General features: G+C 63.3%; 19 protein-coding genes and 2 tRNA genes. 1 reads left to right on the top strand and 20 read right to left on the bottom strand.

Annotated features, from left to right (window positions below):
- Positions 1–23 precede the first annotated feature (23 nt).
- From rpsO to ftsH, 13 genes are all read right to left on the bottom strand, one after another.
- Positions 24–293, bottom strand: coding sequence for a 30S ribosomal protein S15 (rpsO, locus tag QMX82_RS10165; protein WP_133863049.1), 270 nt, complete (start codon positions 291–293; stop codon positions 24–26).
- Between the two features lie 92 nt (positions 294–385).
- Positions 386–1,300 carry a tRNA pseudouridine(55) synthase TruB gene (gene truB, locus QMX82_RS10160; RefSeq protein ID WP_158893775.1) on the bottom strand — a complete coding sequence of 305 codons (915 nt, stop codon included), beginning with the start codon at positions 1,298–1,300 and terminating at the stop codon, positions 386–388.
- Position 1,301: 1 nt separating this feature from the next.
- Positions 1,302–1,685, bottom strand: a complete 384-nt coding sequence (gene rbfA, locus QMX82_RS10155; RefSeq protein ID WP_133863047.1) for a 30S ribosome-binding factor RbfA — start codon at positions 1,683–1,685, stop codon at positions 1,302–1,304.
- Positions 1,686–1,817: 132 nt separating this feature from the next.
- Positions 1,818–4,373 (bottom strand): translation initiation factor IF-2, encoded by a 2,556-nt coding sequence (infB, locus tag QMX82_RS10150; protein WP_282282945.1) that lies wholly within the window; start codon positions 4,371–4,373, stop codon positions 1,818–1,820.
- A 26-nt stretch (positions 4,374–4,399) separates the two neighbouring features.
- Positions 4,400–5,872 (bottom strand): transcription termination factor NusA, encoded by a 1,473-nt coding sequence (gene nusA / locus QMX82_RS10145; protein ID WP_208693688.1) that lies wholly within the window; start codon positions 5,870–5,872, stop codon positions 4,400–4,402.
- 49 nt (positions 5,873–5,921) lie between these two features.
- Entirely contained in the window at positions 5,922–6,380 is a 459-nt protein-coding gene (rimP, locus tag QMX82_RS10140; protein WP_133863045.1) for a ribosome maturation factor RimP, read from the bottom strand.
- Positions 6,381–6,507: 127 nt separating this feature from the next.
- Positions 6,508–6,584 (bottom strand) — tRNA-Met (locus QMX82_RS10135).
- A gap of 88 nt (positions 6,585–6,672) precedes the next feature.
- Positions 6,673–6,758, bottom strand: a tRNA-Leu gene (locus tag QMX82_RS10130).
- 16 nt (positions 6,759–6,774) lie between these two features.
- Positions 6,775–7,155, bottom strand: a complete 381-nt coding sequence (gene secG / locus QMX82_RS10125) for a preprotein translocase subunit SecG (protein WP_282282939.1) — start codon at positions 7,153–7,155, stop codon at positions 6,775–6,777.
- Entirely contained in the window at positions 7,155–7,913 is a 759-nt protein-coding gene (gene tpiA, locus QMX82_RS10120; RefSeq protein WP_208693687.1) for a triose-phosphate isomerase, read from the bottom strand. The genes secG and tpiA overlap by 1 nt, the downstream gene beginning before the upstream one ends.
- 66 nt (positions 7,914–7,979) lie before the next feature.
- A complete protein-coding gene (glmM, locus tag QMX82_RS10115) occupies positions 7,980–9,317 on the bottom strand; it encodes a phosphoglucosamine mutase (protein ID WP_208693686.1) in 1,338 nt (445 codons plus the stop codon).
- Positions 9,317–10,180 (bottom strand): dihydropteroate synthase, encoded by an 864-nt coding sequence (folP, locus tag QMX82_RS10110; protein WP_282282935.1) that lies wholly within the window; start codon positions 10,178–10,180, stop codon positions 9,317–9,319. Before folP ends, glmM begins: the two co-directional genes overlap by 1 nt.
- Before the next feature lie 7 nt (positions 10,181–10,187).
- On the bottom strand, positions 10,188–12,104 hold the full coding sequence (ftsH, locus tag QMX82_RS10105) for an ATP-dependent zinc metalloprotease FtsH (protein ID WP_208693684.1): 1,917 nt from the start codon (positions 12,102–12,104) through the stop codon (positions 10,188–10,190).
- Between the two features lie 547 nt (positions 12,105–12,651).
- Between ftsH and QMX82_RS10100 the strand changes: the two genes are divergently transcribed.
- Positions 12,652–12,963, top strand: a complete 312-nt coding sequence (locus tag QMX82_RS10100) for a YhbY family RNA-binding protein (protein ID WP_133863039.1) — start codon at positions 12,652–12,654, stop codon at positions 12,961–12,963.
- Here QMX82_RS10100 and QMX82_RS10095 read toward each other — a convergent pair.
- The 7 genes from QMX82_RS10095 to dnaJ form a co-directional block, all read right to left on the bottom strand.
- On the bottom strand, positions 12,951–13,403 hold the full coding sequence (locus QMX82_RS10095) for a hypothetical protein (RefSeq protein WP_208693682.1): 453 nt from the start codon (positions 13,401–13,403) through the stop codon (positions 12,951–12,953). The two genes, QMX82_RS10100 and QMX82_RS10095, sit on opposite strands and share 13 nt — an antisense overlap.
- Positions 13,381–13,857: a transcription elongation factor GreA gene (greA, locus tag QMX82_RS10090; RefSeq protein WP_133863037.1), complete on the bottom strand. Its 477-nt coding sequence runs from the start codon at positions 13,855–13,857 to the stop codon at positions 13,381–13,383. Before greA ends, QMX82_RS10095 begins: the two co-directional genes overlap by 23 nt.
- Positions 13,854–17,075: a carbamoyl-phosphate synthase large subunit gene (gene carB, locus QMX82_RS10085; protein ID WP_282282928.1), complete on the bottom strand. Its 3,222-nt coding sequence runs from the start codon at positions 17,073–17,075 to the stop codon at positions 13,854–13,856. The genes greA and carB overlap by 4 nt, the downstream gene beginning before the upstream one ends.
- Positions 17,076–17,096: 21 nt before the next feature.
- A complete protein-coding gene (leuE, locus tag QMX82_RS10080; protein WP_007162660.1) occupies positions 17,097–17,753 on the bottom strand; it encodes a leucine efflux protein LeuE in 657 nt (218 codons plus the stop codon).
- Between the two features lie 21 nt (positions 17,754–17,774).
- A complete protein-coding gene (carA, locus tag QMX82_RS10075) occupies positions 17,775–18,911 on the bottom strand; it encodes a glutamine-hydrolyzing carbamoyl-phosphate synthase small subunit (RefSeq protein WP_282282926.1) in 1,137 nt (378 codons plus the stop codon).
- 176 nt (positions 18,912–19,087) lie between these two features.
- Positions 19,088–19,894 carry a 4-hydroxy-tetrahydrodipicolinate reductase gene (gene dapB / locus QMX82_RS10070; RefSeq protein WP_133863034.1) on the bottom strand — a complete coding sequence of 269 codons (807 nt, stop codon included), beginning with the start codon at positions 19,892–19,894 and terminating at the stop codon, positions 19,088–19,090.
- A 54-nt stretch (positions 19,895–19,948) separates the two neighbouring features.
- A complete protein-coding gene (gene dnaJ / locus QMX82_RS10065) occupies positions 19,949–21,082 on the bottom strand; it encodes a molecular chaperone DnaJ (RefSeq protein ID WP_208693678.1) in 1,134 nt (377 codons plus the stop codon).
- Positions 21,083–21,109: the final 27 nt, after the last annotated feature.

Below are 21,109 nucleotides of genomic sequence, written 5' to 3'. Positions count from 1 at the left end.
GCTTGCAGCAGGTCTGCATCGTATTAACGACGCAGGCCCAGGCGAGCGATCAGTGCGCTGTAACGAGAGGTGTCTTTGGACTTCAGGTAGTCCAGCAGCTTACGACGCTGGTTGACCATGCGGATCAGACCACGACGGCTGTGGTGATCCTTGCCGTTGATCTTGAAGTGACCTTGCAGCTTGTCGATGTTGGCGGACAGCAGGGCAACCTGCACTTCCGGCGAACCGGTGTCGCCTTCGGCGCGCTTGAACTCGTTTACGATCTGGGCTTTGTCTTCAACGCTCAGTGCCATGATAGGGCTCCTCTGAGGAACAGGCCGGGATAGGTCCCGTGCTTAGGAAAGAGGTGTGACCGTGCCTGCTGACAGCCACCCTCGGTATCGGTCTAGGACCGAATCAGTCTACGGGGGGCAACCTGCCCCTCGTCATCAATCTCGCCGATGCCGATGAAACGACCCTGGTCGTCCTGCACCCGCATCAAGCCGAATTTCGGTGCATTGGCCGCCCGGACGGGCTGACCGTGCAACCAGTAGTAGGCGCTGTGCTGAGTCAACTGCACCAGCGGCCAGTGCTCCAGGCCACTGTCGACCGGCAGCAGGAAGCGATCCAGCGCTGCGGAACCGCCTTCGGCGTGCACCGCCTCCAGCTCTTCCAGGCTGATGGCCTGCGCCAGACCGAAGGGGCCGGCCTGGGTACGGCGCAACTCGGCCACATGGGCACCGCAGCCGAGCAGGGCGCCGAGGTCTTCGACCAGGGTGCGCACATAGGTGCCCTTGCTGCAGGCCACTTCCAGCGTCGCGCGATCTTCCTGCAACGCCAGCAGTTCCAGCCGGGCAATAGTAACAGAACGCGGCTCGCGCTCCACTACTTCGCCCGCACGCGCCAGCTTGTAGAGCGGCTGACCGTCGCGCTTCAGCGCCGAATACATCGGCGGAATCTGCTCTATCTGGCCCCGGAAGGCCGGTAGCGCCGCCTGGATGGCCGCTTCGTCGACCGCGACCGCCCGTCGCTCCAGCACCTCACCCTCGGCATCGCCGGTGGTGGTGGTGACGCCGAGTTGCGCCACGGTGCTGTAGCCCTTGTCGGCATCCAGCAGGTACTGGGAAAACTTGGTCGCCTCGCCAAAGCACAGCGGCAGTACGCCGGTGGCCAGGGGATCCAGGCTACCGGTGTGCCCGGCCTTCTCGGCGTTGAGCAGCCAGCGGACCTTTTGCAGGGCGGCATTGGAGGAAAAGCCGCGCGGCTTGTCCAGCACCAGCACGCCATGCACCTGCCGGCGAATACGCTTGACCTGGGCCACCCTACTCCTCCCCGTCCTGCCGACGGTCTTCGGCGACCGCCCGCTCGATCAGCGCCGACAGCTGGGCGCCGCGACGGATGCTCTCGTCATACTGGAAACCCAGCTGCGGAACGGTCCGCAGCTTCATCGCCCGACCCAACTGCTGCCGCAGGAAGCCGGAGGCATCCTTGAGGATGGCGATATTCTGCTTGATCGCCTCGGGGTCATCGTCCTTGCCCAGCACGGTGATGTGCACCTTGGCATGGGACAGATCCCGGGCCACGTCCACGCCGGTGATGGTCACCATACCCAGCCGTGGATCTTTGATTTCGCGATGGATCAACAGCGCCAGTTCGCGCTGTATCTGATCACCGATACGCTGGGTACGGCTGAATTCTTTGGCCATGTCGAAACTCTCGTACAAAAGGCCGCAGACGTCAGGCCTGCCAGCCATGAACCTTGGAAACGCGAACGGCAAGTCCGGACCTGGCAGGGTTCTGCCAGGTCCGCGACCTGCCGTCCTGGTGCAGAGTCGTCGTTACAGCGAACGGGCGACCTGAACCTTCTCGAACACTTCGATCTTGTCGCCGACGCGGACGTCGTTGTAGCTCTTCACGCCGATACCGCATTCCATGCCGGCACGCACTTCGGCCACGTCATCCTTGAAGCGACGCAGGGATTCCAGCTCGCCTTCGAAGATGACCACGTCTTCGCGCAGGACGCGGATCGGACGGTTGCGGTGCACCATGCCCTCGGTGACCATGCAGCCGGCGACGGCGCCGAACTTGGGCGAACGGAAGACGTCACGTACTTCGGCGATACCCAGGATGTTCTCCCGGACGTCACTGCCCAGCATGCCGGTCAGCGCCTTCTTCACATCTTCGATGATGTCGTAGATGACGTTGTAGTAGCGCATGTCGAGGCCTTCCTGCTCGACGATCTTCCGCGCCCCGGCATCGGCCCGGACGTTGAAGCCGAACAGCACGGCATTGGACGCCAGCGCCAGGTTGGCATCGCTCTCGGTGATACCACCGACGCCACCGCCGACCACACGTACCTGGACTTCGTCGTTGCCCAGACCGGACAGCGAACCCTGCAGCGCCTCGAGGGAGCCGCGCACATCGGACTTGAGCACGATGTTGAGGGTCTTCTTCTCGTCCTGGCCCATGTTCTCGAAGATGTTCTCGAGCTTGCCGGCGTGAGCGCGGGCCAGCTTGATCTCGCGGAACTTGCCCTGGCGGAACAGCGCCACTTCGCGCGCCTTCTTCTCGTCGGTCAGCACGGTGAGTTCGTCACCGGCATCCGGGGTGCCGTCCAGGCCGAGAATCTCGACCGGGATGGACGGGCCGGCTTCCTTGATCGGCTTGCCGTTCTCGTCGAGCATGGCACGGATGCGGCCGAAGTTGACGCCGACCAGTGCCATGTCGCCCTGCCGCAGGGTACCGTTCTGGACCAGCACGGTAGCGACCGGACCACGACCCTTGTCCAGGCGCGATTCGATGACCACACCGCGACCGGGTGCTTCCGGCGTAGCGGTCAGCTCCAGGACTTCGGCCTGCAGCAGGATGGCTTCGAGCAGCTCGTCCACGCCGGTACCGGCCTTGGCCGAGACGTGCACGAACTGGGTATCGCCGCCCCACTCTTCCGGGATGACCTGACGACCGGCCAGATCGTGCTTGACACGATCCGGATCGGCATCGGGCTTGTCGATCTTGTTGACCGCCACGACGATGGGGACACCCGCCGCCTTGGCGTGCTGGATGGCTTCCTCGGTCTGCGGCATGACCCCATCATCGGCCGCGACGACCAGGATGACGATATCGGTGGCCTTGGCACCCCGGGCACGCATCGCGGTGAACGCGGCGTGGCCAGGGGTATCCAGGAAGGTCACCATGCCACGCTCGGTTTCCACGTGGTAGGCACCGATGTGCTGGGTGATGCCACCGGCTTCGCCCGACGCGACCTTGGCGCGGCGGATGTAGTCCAGCAGCGAGGTCTTGCCGTGGTCGACGTGACCCATGACGGTCACTACCGGCGCGCGGTGCAGGGCCTTGCCACCCTCGAACTTGAGGGATTCGGCCAGCTGGTCTTCCAGGGCGTTCTCGTTGACCAGCTTGACCTTGTGGCCCAGCTCTTCGGCCACCAGCTGCGCCGTCTCACGGTCGAGCACCTGGTTGATGGTAGCGGGAGACCCCATCTTGAACATGAATTTGATGACTTCGGCGGCCTTCACCGACATCTGCTGAGCAAGCTCAGAGACGGTGATGGTCTCACCTAGATTGACTTCGCGCACTACAGGTCCTGTCGGGCTCTGGAACCCGTGTTGGTTTCGCTTCTTGAGTCGCGATTTACCACCGCGACCGCCACGCCGGCCAAAGCCCTCTTCCTCGTCGTCGCCACTGCGGACGGTACGGGGAGCTGCGACCTTGTCCTTGATCGACGGGCGATGCTGGGCATTCTTGCGCTCACGACGCTCGTCTTCTTCGCGCTTGCTGCTCGGGGCAGGATGCACGGGACGACGCGGTTCTTCGCGCTTGCGCTCACCAGCCGGGTCGGCTTTCTTGACCTCGGCGGCAGGCGCGGCAGCGGGTTGCTGCTCGGCCACCACGGCCGGGGCTTCCGGCGCGGCAGGGGCTGCAGCCTCGGCGGGGACCGCCTGCTGCGCAACCTGAGTCGTGGCTTCGGCCTGCTGCTGGGCAGCAGCCTCGGCAGCGCGCTGGGCCTCTTCCTCGGCACGTGCCTGGACCGCAGCTTCTTCGGCGGCACGCTGGGCTTCCTGCTCGCGGCGCTGTTCAGCCTCGAGTTCAGCGGTGCTGCGCTTGACGAAGGTCTTCTTCTTGCGCACTTCGACGCTGACTGTCTTGCTGCCGGCCACCTTCAGCGTGGTCTGGGTCTTGCGCTGCAGGGTGATCTTGCTTGGCTCGTCGAGCTGCGCGGTCCCCTTCAGGTGCGTCAGCAGGGCCTGCTTTTCCGCATCGCTCACCAACTGCTCGGCAGTGCTGTGCGTCAGACCTGCCTCGCGCATCTGCTGTAGCAGACGTTCCACCGGCGTATTGACCGTTTGGGCCAGTTCTTTCACCGTGACTTGCGTCATGCACTTCTCTCCTCAGGCTGCGCCGCTTACTCGAACCAATGGGCACGGGCAGCCATGATCAGCTTGCCGGCACGCTCTTCGGTCATGCCGTTGATGTCGAGCAGGTCGTCGATCGACTGCTCGGCGAGCTCTTCGCGATTGACCACGCCACGCTGGGCCAGCGCGCTGGCGAGCTGGGGATCCATGCCGTCGAGGGTCAGCAGATCTTCGCTGGGGCTCTTCTGTTCTTCAGTCGCGATGGCCCGGGTAAGCAGGCGATCCTTGGCCCGGGTACGCAGCTCGTTGACGATGTCTTCGTCGAAGCCATCGATGTTGAGCATCTCTTCCATGGGTACGTAGGCCACTTCCTCGAGGGAGGTGAAACCTTCTTCCACCAGCACCTGCGCCAGTTCCTCGTCGACATCCAGCTCGTCGATGAAGCGCTGGATGATGTCGCCGGTCTCCGCCTGCTGCTTGGCGTTGATGTCCGCCTCGGTCATCACGTTGAGCGTCCAGCCGGTCAGCTGACTGGCCAGGCGCACGTTCTGACCGCCACGACCGATGGCCTGGGCCAGGTTGTCCTCGGCGACGGCGATATCCATGGTACGGCTGTCTTCGTCGACGATGATCGAAGCGACTTCGGCCGGGGCCATGGCGTTGATGACGAACTGCGCAGGGTTGTCGTCCCAGAGGACGATGTCGACCCGCTCGCCACCCAGTTCACCGGATACCGCCTGGACACGCGAACCGCGCATGCCGATGCAGGCACCCTGGGGATCGATGCGCTTGTCCTTGGACCGGACGGCGATCTTGGCCCGCGAACCCGGATCCCGGGCAGCCGCCATGACATCGATCAGCTGCTCGGAAATTTCCGGTACTTCGATGCGGAACAGCTCGATCAGCATCTGCGGATCGGTACGCGACAGCATCAGCTGCGGACCGCGGTTTTCCGTGCGGATTTCCTTGAGCAGGGCACGCAGACGCACGCCCATGCGGAAAGTCTCGCGGGGAATGATGTGCTCGCGCGGCAGCAGCGCCTCGGCATTGTTGCCCAGGTCGACGATGACGCTGTCACGGGTAACCTTCTTGACGGTACCCGAGATGATCTCGCCGACCTTCTCGCGATAGGCGTCTACCACCTGAGCCCGCTCGGCCTCGCGCACCTTCTGCACGATCACCTGCTTGGCGGTCTGGGCGGCAATCCGACCGAACTCGATGGACTCGATCTTCTCTTCGATCACTTCACCGGCCTTGACGCCGGGATGCTCTTCCTGGGCGTCTTCCACCGTCAGATGCGAATCGGGCAACTGATAGTCTTGGTCTTCCACCACGGTCCAGCGGCGGAAGGTTTCGTAGCTGCCGCTGTGTCTGTTGATCGACACCCGCAGATCCACATCTTCTTCGTAGCGTTTCTTGGTAGCCGTGGCGAGAGCCAACTCCAGTGCCTCGAAGATGACGCCGGGTGGAACACCCTTCTCGTTCGAAACAGATTCCACTACCAGCAGAACTTCTTTGCTCATCTTACGCCTCGTATTCGCAATCCTTGGGATCCGCGGTCTCGCGCTCAAATCACTCGAAACGGGGAACGACGTTGGCCTTGTCGATCATCTCGATGGGCAGCAGATATTCATGCTCGTCCACCTGCACCACGACGTCCTGGTCTTCCACACCGCGCAGCAAACCCTGGAAATTACGCCGCCCCTCGAAGGGCGACCGAAGTTTGACCTTGACCTGTTCACCGACGTGGGCAGCGAATTGCTCCAGGGTGAACAGCGGTCTATCCATACCGGGGGAAGACACCTCAAGGGTGTATTCATTGGTGATCGGATCTTCCACATCGAGTACGCCACTTACCTGGCGACTGACAGCCTCGCAATCTTCGACGAGAATGCCGTTGGGATGATCGATGTAGACACGCAGTAGCGAATGCCGCCCTTGGGAGATGTACTCGACACCCCAGCAGACATAGCCAAGCGCCTCGACGACGGGGGCCAGCAAGGCCTGCAACTGTTCTAGCTTGCTCGACACCTGGTTGCCTCGCGTTTTTTGAGAATAAAAAATGGGCATTACGCCCATCCCTAAGAGGTCTGCGCAAGAAAGCGCGACCCGAACTGTCCAGCCAACAAAAAGCCCCTAAAAAGGGGCTTTAAATAACTGGTTGCGGGGGCTGGATTTGAACCAACGACCTTCGGGTTATGAGCCCGACGAGCTACCAGACTGCTCCACCCCGCGTCAAAGCTGGAGCGAGATTATATTCAACTGAACTCTAGGAGTCAACCTACTCTATTCTCGCCGCGTCCTGCAGGACGTCTTTGCTATTTGGTGCCGAAGATGGGACTCGAACCCATACAGCCTATGGCCACTACCCCCTCAAGATAGCGTGTCTACCAATTCCACCACTTCGGCATGAAACCTTTTAAACCTACTTGGAATCCTGGGGTACGCCCCCGGAAGTACCACCCTGGGCAGCGCGTGGCTGGCTCAGAGGAACATCGTTACCATCCTGCTTCGGCTGAGGAGCCTGCTGGACTGGCTGAGTGGGCAAACCCACCTCACGCAGACCCAGCGCACGGTCTTTGGCGTAATACCCCAGACCCAGACTAGTCGCGAAAAAAACCGCGGCTAGTATAGCAGTAAAACGACTCAGAAAGGTAGCAGAACCTTGACTACCAAACACGGTACCCGAGGCGCCCGCACCAAAGGATGCACCGGCTTCGGCACCCTTGCCCTGCTGCATCAATACCAGCACGATCAGGCCAAGCGCCATCAGCAAGTGGATCACAACTACTGCAGTTTCCAACATTATCCACGTCCTGCAGCGCGGCAAATCGCACTGAACTCTTCAGCATTCAGGGAGGCTCCACCCACCAGCCCCCCATCAATATCCGGCATGCCGAACAACTCGGCAGCACTGGCAGCCTTGACACTGCCGCCATACAACAGCTGAAGGCCTTCAGCGACCTCAGCATCGGCGTCGCGCACCAGGGCACGAATCGCCGCATGAACCTCTTGCGCCTGCTCCGGCGTTGCCGTGAGCCCCGTACCTATCGCCCAGACCGGCTCGTAGGCCACCACGGCATTGGCAAAAGCTGCCACTCCAACCGCCTCGATGACCGCTTTCAGCTGGCCACCTACCACGTCCAAAGTGCGCTCAGCCTCCCGCTCTTCACGGGTTTCGCCGACGCAGAGCACGGGAATCATCCCACCCTCCTGAATGGCCGCGAATTTCTTCGCCACCACCGCATCATCCTCGCCCAGCAGCGCACGCCGCTCGGAGTGCCCCACCAGTACGTAACGGCAACCGAATTCTGCCAACTGGGTCGAGGACACCTCGCCAGTCAGAGCCTTCTCGCCCGCGACGGAGGCACAAGTCTGAGCCCCCACCATCAGCGACGTTGCCGCCAGCGCTTCAGCCACCCCCGGCAAATGCACAAATGTCGGAATCACCACGACATCGACATCCGCTGCGCCATCCAACCCTTTCAAGCCTGCGACCAGCGCCGACACGCCTTGCAGCGAGCCATGCATTTTCCAGTTACCGGCAACCAGGGAACGACGCATGCGTTTTACCTCAGGGAGCGAAGTGGGCGCAGATGTTACTCAATCGAAAACCGGCATGCAAGCAAATCAAGCACATACCTCGCTTATCAGCTCGGCGAGGGTCTCGGCATGGGCGCGCACCTCGCGCTCGTTCTCGCCCTCGACCATGACGCGCAGCAGCGGCTCGGTACCGGATTTGCGCAGCAGTACCCGTCCCTTGCCGGCCATCTTCTCGGTCACCTCGGCGCTGGCCTGCTTGACCCGCGGATTCTCCAGCGGATCCTGGCCACCGCCGAAGCGCACATTGATCAGCACCTGAGGGCATTTGCGCAGCGCCATGCGCGCCTGGGCCAGGGTCTGGCCGGCATTGCGCAGGGCGATGAGCACCTGCAGCGCGGCGATGGTCGCATCGCCGGTGGTGGTGTACTGGCAGCAGACCACGTGCCCGGAATTCTCGCCGCCCAGCACCCAGTTGCGCTCCAGCAGTTCGGCCATCACATAGCGATCGCCTACCTTGGCGCGCACGAAGGGAATATCCAGTTCGGCCAGCCCCAGCTCGAGACCGAGGTTGCTCATCAGGGTACCGACCACCCCACCCTCGAGGCGGCCACGGCGCTTGAGATCGCGGGCGATCAGATAGAGCAGCTCATCGCCATCCACTGCCGCCCCGGTGTGATCCACCATCAGCACCCGATCACCGTCGCCATCGAAGGCGATGCCGATGTCGGCGTGCTGGTCGAGCACCGCCTGCTGCAGCCCCTCCAGATGGGTGGAACCGCAATCCTTGTTGATATTGAGACCGTCCGGCTGCACCCCGAGCACACTGACGTCCGCCCCGAGCTCACGGAAAACGCTGGGTGCGATCTTGTAGGTGGCGCCATTGGCGCAGTCCAGCACGATCTTCATGCCGGCGAAACTGGTCCCGGTCGGCACGCTGCTCTTGCAGAATTCGATGTAACGACCCGCGGCATCGTTGATGCGCGAGACCTTGCCGATACGCGCCGAATCGACCACGGTCATGGGCGTGTCGAGCAGCTCCTCGATCATGGTTTCCAGTTCATCGGGCAGCTTGGTGCCGGCGCCGGAAAAGAACTTGATGCCATTGTCGTAGTAGGGATTGTGCGAAGCACTGATGACGATGCCGGCACTGGCCTGGAAGGTCCGCGTCAGATAGGCGATACCGGGCGTCGGCATGGGACCCAGCAGCATGACGTCGGCACCCGCGGCGGAAAGACCCGCTTCCAGTGCCGATTCGAACATGTAGCCGGAGTTGCGGGTGTCCTTGCCCACCAGCACTCGACAACCGCCGCGACTGCGAAAGGCGATACCCGCCGCCCAGCCCAGCTTGAGCATGAACTCGGGGGTGATGGGATACGTCCCGACCTTGCCGCGAATACCATCGGTTCCAAAATACTTTCTTGCCATCAGTTCTGTTCCTGCCTGAAGCCTTCGACCGCGGTGATCATCTTCACCACGTCCACCGTTTCCGCCACATCATGGACCCTGAGGATCTGCGCACCCTTGGCCAGCGCCAGCGCCGCCAGGGCCAGACCGCCCGCGAGGCGCCCCTCTACAGGTCGCCCGGTAACCGCGCCGATCATGCTCTTGCGGGAAACGCCCACCAGCAAGGGTAGCCCAAAGGCGAGCAACTCGGTTTGTCGCCTGAACAGCTCGAGGTTGTGCTCCAGGGTCTTGGCAAAGCCATAGCCCGGATCCAGCACCAACCGCCCACGGGAGATCCCGGCCGCTTCACAACGGGCAATTTGCTCGGCGAGAAAGGCACCCACCTCGTCTGCGACGTCGGCATAGACCGGCGCCTGCTGCATGGTGCCGGGCTCGCCCCGCATGTGCATCAGGCAGACCGCCAGATCGGTTGCGGCGGCAGCTTCGAGGGCGCCAGGCCGACGCAGCGAGCGGACGTCATTGATCAGACCGGCTCCCGCCCTGGCACCCTCACGCATGACGGCCGGGGTGGAGGTATCCAGGGAAAGGACGACATCCAGCTCGCGGGCGAGCACCTCGATCACCGGCACGACGCGATCGAGTTCTTCCGCCTCGGACACCGCTGGCGCCCCCGGCCGCGTTGACTCTCCGCCCACATCGATGATGGTCGCACCGGCCGCTACCATTCCCGCGGCATGGCGCAGCGCGCTATCGACCGCCGTGTAGCGACCGCCGTCGGAGAAGGAATCGGGCGTGACGTTGAGGATGCCCATGACTTTGGGCGTGTCAAAAACAAGAACCCGATTGCCGCAAGGCAATCGGGTCAAAGGAAACGGATTGAACATGGGTGTTTCAGTGTTCTCCGGCCGGACCACCGATGGGTGTTTCAGGGCGATCGCTGCCGCTTTGCGGTGCCGGTGAATCACCGGTGGGACCGCCCCGGTCATGCCAGTCGCGCGGCTCACGCGGAACCTTGCCCGCCATGATGTCGTCGATCTGGTCCGAATCGATGGTCTCGTACTTCATCAGGGCATCGGACATGAGTTCGAGCTTGTCGCGATTCTCGTCCAGCAGCCGCTTGGCGGTGTTATAGCAGTCGTCGATGATCCGGCGAATCTCCAGATCGATCAGCTTGGCGGTCTCGCCCGACATGTTGCCGGCGCCACCACCACCGGAACGACCGAGGTAGCCTTCGTTCTCTTCCTCGCCATACAGCAGCGGACCAAGCTTCTCGGACAGGCCCCACTTGGTCACCATGTTTCGCGCCAGAGAGGTCGCACGCATGATGTCGTTGGAGGCGCCCGTGGTCACGCCTTCGAAGCCCAGAGTCATCTCTTCGGCGATACGGCCGCCGAACAGCGAACAGATCTGGCTTTCCAGCGCCCGCTTGGACAGGCTGTAGCGATCTTCCTCGGGCAGGAACATGGTCACGCCCAGGGCCCGCCCACGGGGAATGATGGAGACCTTGTAGACCGGATCGTGCTCGGGCACCAGGCGGCCGACGATGGCATGGCCCGCTTCGTGATAGGCAGTGTTGCGCTTCTCCTTCTCGGACATGACCATGGTTTTGCGCTCGGCGCCCATCATGATCTTGTCCTTGGCCAGCTCGAACTCGCGCATGTCAACGGTGCGCTTGTTGGAACGAGCGGCGAACAGGGAAGCTTCATTGACCAGGTTGGCGAGGTCGGCACCGGAGAAACCCGGGGTACCCCGCGCGATGACGCCAGCGTCGACGCGCTCGCCAATCGGCACCTTGCGCATGTGCACCTTGAGGATCTGCTCACGACCCCGGATGTCCGGCAGACCGACCACAACCTGACGATCGAAACGACCGGGACGCAGCAGTGCCGGGTCCAGTACGTCAGGACGGTTGGTAGCGGCGATGACGATGATGCCATCATTCATTTCGAAGCCGTCCATCTCGACCAGCAGCTGGTTCAGGGTCTGCTCGCGCTCGTCATGACCACCGCCCATGCCATTGCCACGATGGCGACCGACCGCATCGATCTCGTCGATGAAGATGATGCAGGGGGCATGCTTCTTGGCCTGGTCGAACATGTCGCGGACACGGCTGGCGCCGACACCGACGAACATCTCGACGAAGTCCGAGCCGGAAATGGTGAAGAACGGCACCTTGGCCTCGCCCGCCACGGCCTTGGCCAGCAGCGTCTTGCCGGTACCCGGCGAACCGACCATCAGCACACCGCGGGGAATACGCCCGCCGAGGCGCTGAAACTTGCCCGGATCACGCAGGAATTCGACCAGCTCGGTGACTTCTTCCTTGGCTTCGTCGCACCCGGCGACGTCGGCAAAGGTGGTCTTGACCTGGTCTTCCGACAATAGCCGCGCCTTGCTCTTGCCAAAGCTCATGGGGCCGCCGCGACCACCAGCGCCTCCCTGCATCTGGCGCATGAAGAACATGAAGACCGCGATGATCACCAGGATCGGGAAGCTGGCCACCAGCAGCTGAGTCCAGATGCTCTGCTGCTCGGGCTGCTTGCCGGTGACGGTGACGCTGTTGTTGACCAGATCGCCGATCAGGCCATTGTCCTGGATCGCCGGACGGATGGTCTTGAAGGGGTCGCCGTCACGATGCTTGCCGGTGATGACATAGCCATCCACGGTCACGCTCTCGATCTGCCCGTCCTTCACCTGCTGGATGAAGTCGGAGTAGTTGAGCGTCTGGGGTTCGTTGGGGCTGGAGAAGTTGTTCATCACGGTGACGAGCACCGCGGCGATGATCAGCCACAGGATCAGATTCTTTGCCATGTCGTTCAATTGACTACCCTCTGCGCCGGTTTCGTGGGTAAACCGTTCGAAGCGAAACCGGCAGTGACCGGTAAGTTACTACACAAAGCCTGGCCCACGGCAGACATCGTCTGTAACGCTATATGAGTCTTCTGCCTTTGACTCTAGGGCAAGGCAGACGTTGCGGCCATCAATTCTCTCAATTGCCCCTAAAACCGCGACCCAATAGCTATTGCTGGCGCGATCTGGTCCCGCGACACGGAGAGCCGGGATCGGCTCGCCGTACTCCGCTCGCTCATATGGGGGCCGAGACGGAAATAACAAGGCCTCCCAGCGGGGGCCTGGCATCCGGTCCAGCGAACTGCCAAGGCAGATCACCCTACTGGCTCGCTCCCGCCGCCAGCCCTCCACTACAACCCTCCTTTCCAGTGCCTTGACGCTGCGCTCGGCGCAGTGTTCCTTGAACCGGTGAGGCTGGTTCCGTCGGAGCTACCGTCAAGTTGTCGCGTGTCGCTGGGCGGCACCGGGCAGCTGGGATAAACTGTTCGGCTTTTATCCGGGGTGAATTATGGCGCTCAACAACGAGCTTAAAAAGCGGTTCAAGGCGATCGGTCATCAACTCAAGCCGGTGGTCACCATCAGCGAGAACGGCCTGAGCGAAGGCGTGCTGGGTGAACTCGACCGTGCGCTGAACGATCACGAACTGATCAAGATCAAGCTGGCCGTCACCGAGCGTGATGACCGCCGGGCTCTGATCGACGAGCTGTGCGCGTCGAGCAAGGCGGAGCTGGTGCAGGTGATCGGCAAGATGGCGCTTATCTATCGCAAGGCCCGCGAGCAGAATCGCAATCTGTCCAACGTGGTGCGCTATACCGCCTGATTGCCCGGCGCGCGCCCGGGAACGGGCTGCAGCACCAGGATCAATCCGCAGAGCAGTAGGACCAGGTAGCCGGCCAGGGCGGTCGGCCCGGTCCAGAAGCGCGCCAGTTCGTTCTGCAGCAGCACCGCCACCGCACTGGCCAGCAGCAACTGACCGCGCAGGTCACGCCACAAGGCCCCCACACCTGCCCACCACACCAGCACCACGATCTGGGTAAAGACCCCACCGCCTGCGGCGCTGAGCATCATGCGCAGCAATTCCTCGCGCCCGGACTGGATCAGCAGCGGCGCCCAGCCCGCCTGGGCCAGCGCCACGGGTATGCACAGGTGCAGCGCGACCAGCGGACCGACCCAGAACACCTGGGCCAGCTGCCAGGCGGCGGCGAGCAGCCTGGCGAGCCAGCCGCCGGTGCGGTGGTCAGACGTGACGGACGGCGACAATTTCGTATTCGACATTGCCACCCGGGGTCTTCACCACCACCACGTCCCCTTCTTCCTTGCCGATCAGCGCGCGCGCGATGGGCGAACCCACCGACAGCTTGCTCTGCTTGATATCCGCCTCGTCGTCACCAACGATCTGGTAGGTCACCGTCTCGTCGGTCTCGGTGTTGGCGATCTCCACGGTGGTGCCGAAGATCACCTTGCCAGTGTGCGGCAAGGCGGCCACGTCGATCACCTGAGCGTTCTGCAGGCGACCTTCGATATCGCGGATACGCGCCTCGACCATACCCTGCTGCTCGCGGGCGGCATGGTATTCGGCGTTTTCCTTGAGGTCACCCAGCTCGCGCGCCTCGGCGATGGCCTGGGTGATCTGCGGGCGCAGCTCGGTCTTGAGATGCTTGAGTTCGTCTTCCAGGGCGCGAGCGCCCTGGACGGTCATCGGGTACTTGGTCATGCCTTCACTCCTGCATGCAGATCTTGCAGACGGCGCACGGTCTTCTCGGCGCCGAATTTCAAAGCTTCGCAAATGGCCTGGCCGCCGGCAATGGTGGTGGTGCAGCAGAGCTTGTGCTGCAGCGCGTTGCGGCGGATCGAATAGGAATCGGCGATGGACTGCCGGCCTTCGGTGGTGTTGATGATCAGAGTGACCTCGTCGTTCTTGATCATGTCGACCACATGGGGACGGCCTTCGGTCACCTTGTTCACGCGACGCACCGGCAGACCGGCGGCCTCGATCACCCGCGCGGTACCGGCGGTGGCCACGACCTCGAAGCCGAGGCCGACCAGATCGCGGGCGACCTGCACGGCTTCGGGCTTGTCGTCGTCACGCACGCTGATGAAGGCGCAACCGGAGTTCGGCAGGATCTCGTTGGCGCCCAGCTGGGCCTTAGCGAAGGCTTCGCCGAAGCTGTCGCCGACCCCCATCACCTCGCCGGTGGACTTCATCTCCGGGCCGAGGATGGGATCGACGCCGGGGAACTTGTTGAAGGGGAACACCGCTTCCTTGACGCTGAAGAACGGCGGGATGATTTCCTGGGTGAAGCCCACCTCGGCCAGGGTCTTGCCAGCCATGACGCGGGCAGCCACCTTGGCCAGGGACTCGCCGATGCACTTGGAAACGAAGGGCACGGTACGGGAGGCGCGCGGGTTGACCTCGATGACGTAGATGTCCTCGCCCTGCACAGCCATCTGCACGTTCATCAGACCGATCACGCCGAGTTCCAGGGCCATCTTCTTGACCTGCTCGCGGATCTCGTCCTGGATGTGCTTGGGCAGCGAATAGGGCGGCAGCGAGCAGGCGGAGTCGCCGGAGTGCACGCCGGCCTGTTCGATGTGCTGCATGATGGCACCGATCACCACGGTCTTGCCGTCGCACACCGCATCCACGTCCACCTCGATGGCGCAGTTGAGGAAGTGGTCGAGCAGCACGGGGCTGTCGTTGGACACCTTCACAGCTTCGCGCATGTAGCGCTTGAGCTCTTCTTCCTGGTAGACGATTTCCATCGCCCGGCCGCCCAGCACATAGGAGGGGCGGACCACCATCGGATAACCGATGTTCTTGGACAGGGCCAGGGCCTCGTCTTCGCTGCGCGCGGTGGCGTTGGCCGGCTGACGCAGATTCAGACGCTGCACCATCTGCTGGAAGCGCTCGCGGTCTTCGGCGCGGTCGATGGCGTCGGGGCTGGTGCCGATGATGGGCACACCGGCTTCTTCCAGGGCACGGCAGAGCTTGAGCGGAGTCTGGCCGCCGTACTGGACGATCACGCCCTTGGGCTGCTCGACGCGAACGATCTCCAGCACGTCTTCCAGGGTCACCGGTTCGAAGAACAGGCGATCGGAGGTGTCGTAGTCGGTGGAGACGGTTTCCGGGTTGCAGTTGACCATGATGGTCTCGTAGCCGTCTTCACGCATGGCCAGGGCCGCGTGCACGCAGCAGTAGTCGAACTCGATGCCCTGACCGATGCGGTTGGGACCACCACCGAGGATCATGATCTTGTCGCGACCGCTGGGCTTGGCCTCGCACTCTTCCTCGTAGGTGGAGTAGAGGTAGGCGGTGTCGGTGGCGAATTCGGCGGCGCAGGTGTCCACCCGCTTGTACACCGGCAGCACCTTGAGCTTGTGGCGATGGGCCCGCAGATTCTTCTCGGTGACGCCGAGCAGCTTGGCCAGGCGCGCATCGGAGAAGCCCTTGCGCTTGAGCTTGCGCATCAGGTCGTAGTCGAGGTCGGCCAGGCCCAGGGTCTTGATGCGCTCCTCGTCCTTGATCAGGTCTTCGATCTGCACCAGGAACCAGGGATCGATGCGCGTCAGTTCGAAGACCTTGTCCAGGCTGTAGCCCTGACGGAAGGCATCGCCGATGTACCAGATGCGATCGGCACCGGGCACGGTCAGCTCACGCTTGAGGGTACTGTCGGCCTCGGGATCGGTCGGGTCCAGCTTGGGATCGAAGCCGACCACGCCCACTTCCAGACCGCGCAGGGCTTTCTGCAGGGATTCCTGGAAGGTACGGCCGATGGACATGACCTCGCCCACGGATTTCATCTGGGTGGTCAGACGGGCATCGGCCTTGGGGAATTTCTCGAAGGCGAAGCGCGGGATCTTGGTGACCACGTAGTCGATGGCCGGCTCGAAGGACGCGGGGGTACGACCGCCAGTGATGTCGTTCTGCAGCTCGTCCAGGGTGTAGCCGACCGCCAGCTTGGCGGCGATCTTGGCGATGGGGAAGCCGGTGGCCTTGGAGGCCAGCGCCGAGGAACGCGATACCCGCGGATTCATCTCGATCACCACCATGCGCCCGGTGTCCGGGCAGATGCCGAACTGGACGTTGGAGCCGCCGGTTTCGACGCCGATCTCGCGCAGCACCGCCAGGGAGGCGTTACGGAGGATCTGGTATTCCTTGTCGGTCAGCGTCTGGGCCGGCGCCACGGTGATGGAGTCACCGGTGTGCACGCCCATGGGATCGAAGTTCTCGATGGAGCAGACGATGATGCAGTTGTCCTTCTTGTCACGGACCACCTCCATCTCGTATTCCTTCCAGCCGATCAGGGATTCGTCGATCAGCAGTTCGTTGGTCGGCGACAGGTCCAGACCGCGGTTGCAGATCTCTTCGAATTCTTCCCGGTTGTAGGCGATGCCGCCACCGGTGCCGCCCATGGTAAAGGACGGCCGAATGATGCAGGGGAAGCCGACCTTCTCCAGCACGCCGTAGGCCTCTTCCATGCTGTGGGCGATGCCCGAGACCGGACAGGCCAGACCGATGTCCTTCATGGCCCGGTCGAAGCGCGAGCGATCCTCGGCCTTGTCGATGGTGTCGGCGTTGGCGCCGATCATCTCGACGCCGAACTTCGCCAGCACGCCATGGCGTTCCAGATCGAGAGCGCAGTTCAGCGCGGTCTGGCCACCCATGGTCGGCAGCAGGGCGTCGGGACGCTCCTTCTCGATGATCTTGGCCACGGTGGCCCACTTGATCGGCTCGATGTAGGTGGCGTCGGCCATCGACGGGTCGGTCATGATGGTGGCCGGGTTGGAGTTCACCAGGATGACGCGGAAGCCTTCCTCGCGCAGGGCCTTGCAGGCCTGGGCGCCGGAATAGTCGAATTCGCAGGCCTGGCCGATGACGATGGGGCCGGCCCCGAGGATCAGGATGCTCTTGATGTCTGTACGCTTAGGCATGGGCTTCTCGAATGCAGGTAATCAGGTCAGGGTCGCGGTGGCCAACTTCACACCGAACCCCACGAACAGGGCGCCGACGCCACCGGTGGCGCCCGCGCTGAGGCGACGCCGCTGACGGAACCAGGCCGCCAGGCGAACGCCGCAGAAAATCAGGAATGACAGGTAGCAGAAGCTGATGGCTTCCAGGACCGCGCCCAGTACCAGGAAGGACAGCGCCGGATGGGCATAACCGGGGTCCACGAACTGGATGAAGAAGGAGACGAAGAACAGGATCGCCTTCGGGTTCGACAGACTCAGCAGCAGGGCCTTGCGGAACGGCTGGTGGACGTCTTCACGCAGGGTCGCCTCGGCCTGGCCCTGGGCCGGGCTGCGCCAGGACTTGAGTCCGCCGCGCAACATGCCCCAGCCGAGGTAGAACAGATAGGCCGCGCCCAGATACTTGAGGATCTGGAAGAACAGTGGCTCGGCCTTGAGCAGCGAGGCGACGCCCAGGGCGGAGAGCAGCATCAGCACGGCGTCGCCGAGGAACACCGCGGAAGCCGCCTGGTAACCGCTGCGGATACCACGCTGGGCACTGGTGGCGAGCACGAAGAAGGAGTTGGGGCCGGGCAGCAGGATGACGAACAGGGTCCCGACCACGTAGGTCCAGAAGTCGATGACACCCAGATTCGCCAGCATGAGCCTTACCCTCCTTCCGTCTTAGCGGCGTGCCGCCATGGCCTGGATGAACTTGTCGAACAGCGGTGCCACGTCGTGCGGACCAGGGCTTGCCTCGGGGTGACCCTGGAAGCTGAAGGCGACCTTGTCGGTCCGTTCGATGCCCTGCAGGGTGCCGTCGAACAGCGACTTGTGGGTGGCCCGCACATTGGCCGGCAGACTGGCCTCGTCCACGGCAAAACCGTGGTTCTGGCTGGTGATCATCACCACGCCGCTGTCGAGATCCTGCACCGGATGGTTGGCGCCGTGGTGACCGTTGGGCATCTTCACCGTCTTGGCGCCGGAAGCCAGGGCCAGCAACTGGTGGCCCAGGCAGATGCCGAACACCGGGATCTCGGTCTCCAGGACGTCCTGGATCGCCTTGATGGCGTAGTCGCAGGGCTCGGGATCGCCCGGACCGTTGGCCAGGAAGATACCGTCGGGCTGCAGCGCCAGGGCTTCGCTGGCCGGAGTCTGGGCCGGCAGCACGGTGATGCGGCAGCCGCGGGCCACCAGCATGCGCAGGATGTTCAGCTTGACGCCGTAGTCGAAGGCCACCACGTGATAGGGCAGTTGCTCGGCCGGGATCTCGGCGTGGCTGTCGGTCTCCAGCGACCAGACGCTGGAACGCCACTCGTAGCGCTGCTTGACGCTGACTTCCTTGGCCAGGTCCATGCCCTTGAGGCCGGGGAAGGCGCGGGCCAGTTCCAGGGCGCGCTCTTCGGTGGCGTCTTCGCCGGTGAGGATGCAGCCATCCTGGGCGCCCTTCTCGCGGAGGATGCGGGTCAGTCGACGGGTGTCGATGCCGGCGATGGCGAGGGTGCCGTTTTCCTTGAGATAGTCCGGCAGCGACTGCTTGTTGCGCCAGTTGCTGGCCAGCAGCGGCAGGTCACGGATGATCAGCCCGGCTGCCCAGACCTGGGCGGCCTCGCCATCCTGCGGCGTGGTGCCGGTGTTGCCGATGTGCGGATAGGTCAGGGTGACGATCTGCTTCGCATAGGAAGGATCGGTCAGGATTTCCTGGTAGCCGGTCATGGCGGTGTTGAACACCACTTCGCCGACCGTGTGGCCGTCGGCACCGATGGATTCACCGCGAAAGATGCTGCCATCGGCAAGTGCGAGTATGGCTGGCTTAGTCAAGAAGACCTCCGAAAATCAAGCCTTGGCGGGCAAACGCAGGGTGCAAAAAAACGGGATGACATCTCGAAGAGTCATCCCGTTTTAATGTTGTGATTTCATTCTGCGCTAGCTTTTAGTGGATACACTAAAGCTGCATTGTACAGGAATTGATCACGCCTGGCACCCCCGCAAGCGGGTCAGCGCAACTCCAGTACGTCCTGCATGTCATATAGCGCCGGCTGTTTGTCCTTGAGCCAGAGGGCTGCGCGTACGGCGCCCTTGGCGAAGGTCATGCGACTGGAGGCCTTGTGGGTGATCTCGACCCGCTCGCCCTCACTGGCGAACAGCACCGTATGATCGCCCACCACGTCACCGGCACGGACGGTGGCGAAACCGATGGTCTGCCGATCGCGGGCACCGGTCTGGCCTTCCCGGCCATAGACGGCCACCTCTTCAAGGTCACGCCCCAGCGCCTGGGCAACGACCTCGCCCATGCGCAGGGCGGTACCCGAGGGTGCATCGACCTTGTGTCTGTGGTGCGCCTCGATGATCTCGATATCGACCTCGTCACCCAGCACCCGGGCGGCGGTATCCAGCAGCTTGAGGCAAAGATTGACGCCGACGCTGAAATTAGCGGCGAAGACGATGGGGATTTCCTTGCTCGCCTCCAGCAGGGTCAGCTTCTGCTCGGCGGTGAAGCCGGTGGTGCCGATCACCATGGCCTTCTTCGCCTTGCGGCAGAGCGCCAGATTCTGCAGGGTCACGTTGGGATGGGTGAAGTCGATGACGACATCGAAATCATCCAGCACCCGCGCCAGGTCACCCGACAGCATCACCCCGTTACGGCCGATGCCGGCGAGCTCGCCCGCGTCTGCACCCACCAGGCTGCTCTCGGGACGATCCACCGCGGCGGTCAGGCCGGCAGCGCCCTGGGTCTGCTGGACCGCTTCGATCAGGGTCTTGCCCATGCGCCCCGCGGCGCCCATTACAGCTATACGTCGCATCATCAGCTCCAGGCTGCTGGCCAGGCGCCGCCTCGCGACGACGCCCCTGCCGGTTTAGAGGTCGTCGAAGAAGCGCTTCATGCCGTCGAACCAGCCACTGGCCCGGGGCGAATGGGAGCTGTCGCTCTGCAGGGTGTTGCGGAATTCCTCGAGCAGCTCGCGCTGCCGCCGGCTCAGGTTGACCGGAGTCTCCACCACCACCTTGCACATCAGATCGCCGGCGCCACCGCCACGCACGGGCGTCACGCCCTTGCCACGCAGGCGGAACATCTTGCCGGTCTGGGTGCCCTCGGGGATCTTCAGCTTGACGCGGCCATCCAGGGTCGGCACTTCCAGCTCGCCACCCAGGGCGGCGTCGGTGAAGTTGATCGGCACCTCGCAATAGAGATGCTTGCCGTCGCGCTGGAAGATCGAGTGCTCGCGCACATTGACCACCACGTAGAGATCGCCGCTCGGACCGCCCAGGGTCCCGGCCTCGCCCTCGCCGGTCAGGCGGATGCGGTCACCGGTGTCGACGCCCGCCGGCACCTTGACCGACAGGGTCTTCTGCTCCTCCACGCGCCCCTGGCCATGGCAGGCCGTGCAGGGCTCGGGAATGATCTTGCCGCTGCCGTGGCAGCGCGGGCAGGTCTGCTGCACCGAGAAGAAGCCCTGCTGCATGCGCACCTGACCGATGCCACCGCAGGTGGGGCAGGTGGACGCCGAAGTACCCGGCTTGGCGCCATTGCCGTCGCAGATCTTGCACTCGACCAGAGTGGGCACGCGAATGGTGACCGTGGTCCCGCGCACCGCCTCTTCCAGATCCAGGTCCAGGGTGTAGCGCAGGTCGGCGCCGCGCTGCGGACCGCCACGCCCACCGGCACCGCCGCGTCCGCCGAAGAAGTCGCTGAAGACGTCGCCGAAGATGTCGGAGAAGCTCGCGCCACCCGCTGCACCACCGAAGCCGCCGCCGCCCATGCTCGGATCGACGCCAGCATGGCCGTACTGGTCGTAGGCCGAGCGCTTGCCCGCATCGGACAGCACTTCGTAGGCCTCGGCGGCCTCCTTGAACTGCTCTTCGGCAGCCGCGTCACCCGGATTGCGATCCGGGTGGTATTTCATCGCTAGGCGTCGGTAGGCCTTCTTGAGCTCGGCTTCGCTGGCGCCGCGCTCGACCCCGAGCACCTCATAGTAATCACGTTTGGCCATAGACTTTCTGCACCTTAAATTTTCTCA

This window comes from Pseudomonas sp. PS02302, assembly GCF_029959585.1.
Lineage (GTDB): Bacteria > Pseudomonadota > Gammaproteobacteria > Pseudomonadales > Pseudomonadaceae > Chryseomonas > Chryseomonas aestiva.
Note: the sequence above shows the minus strand (reverse complement) of the source record. Positions and strands in the feature narration are given on the sequence as shown.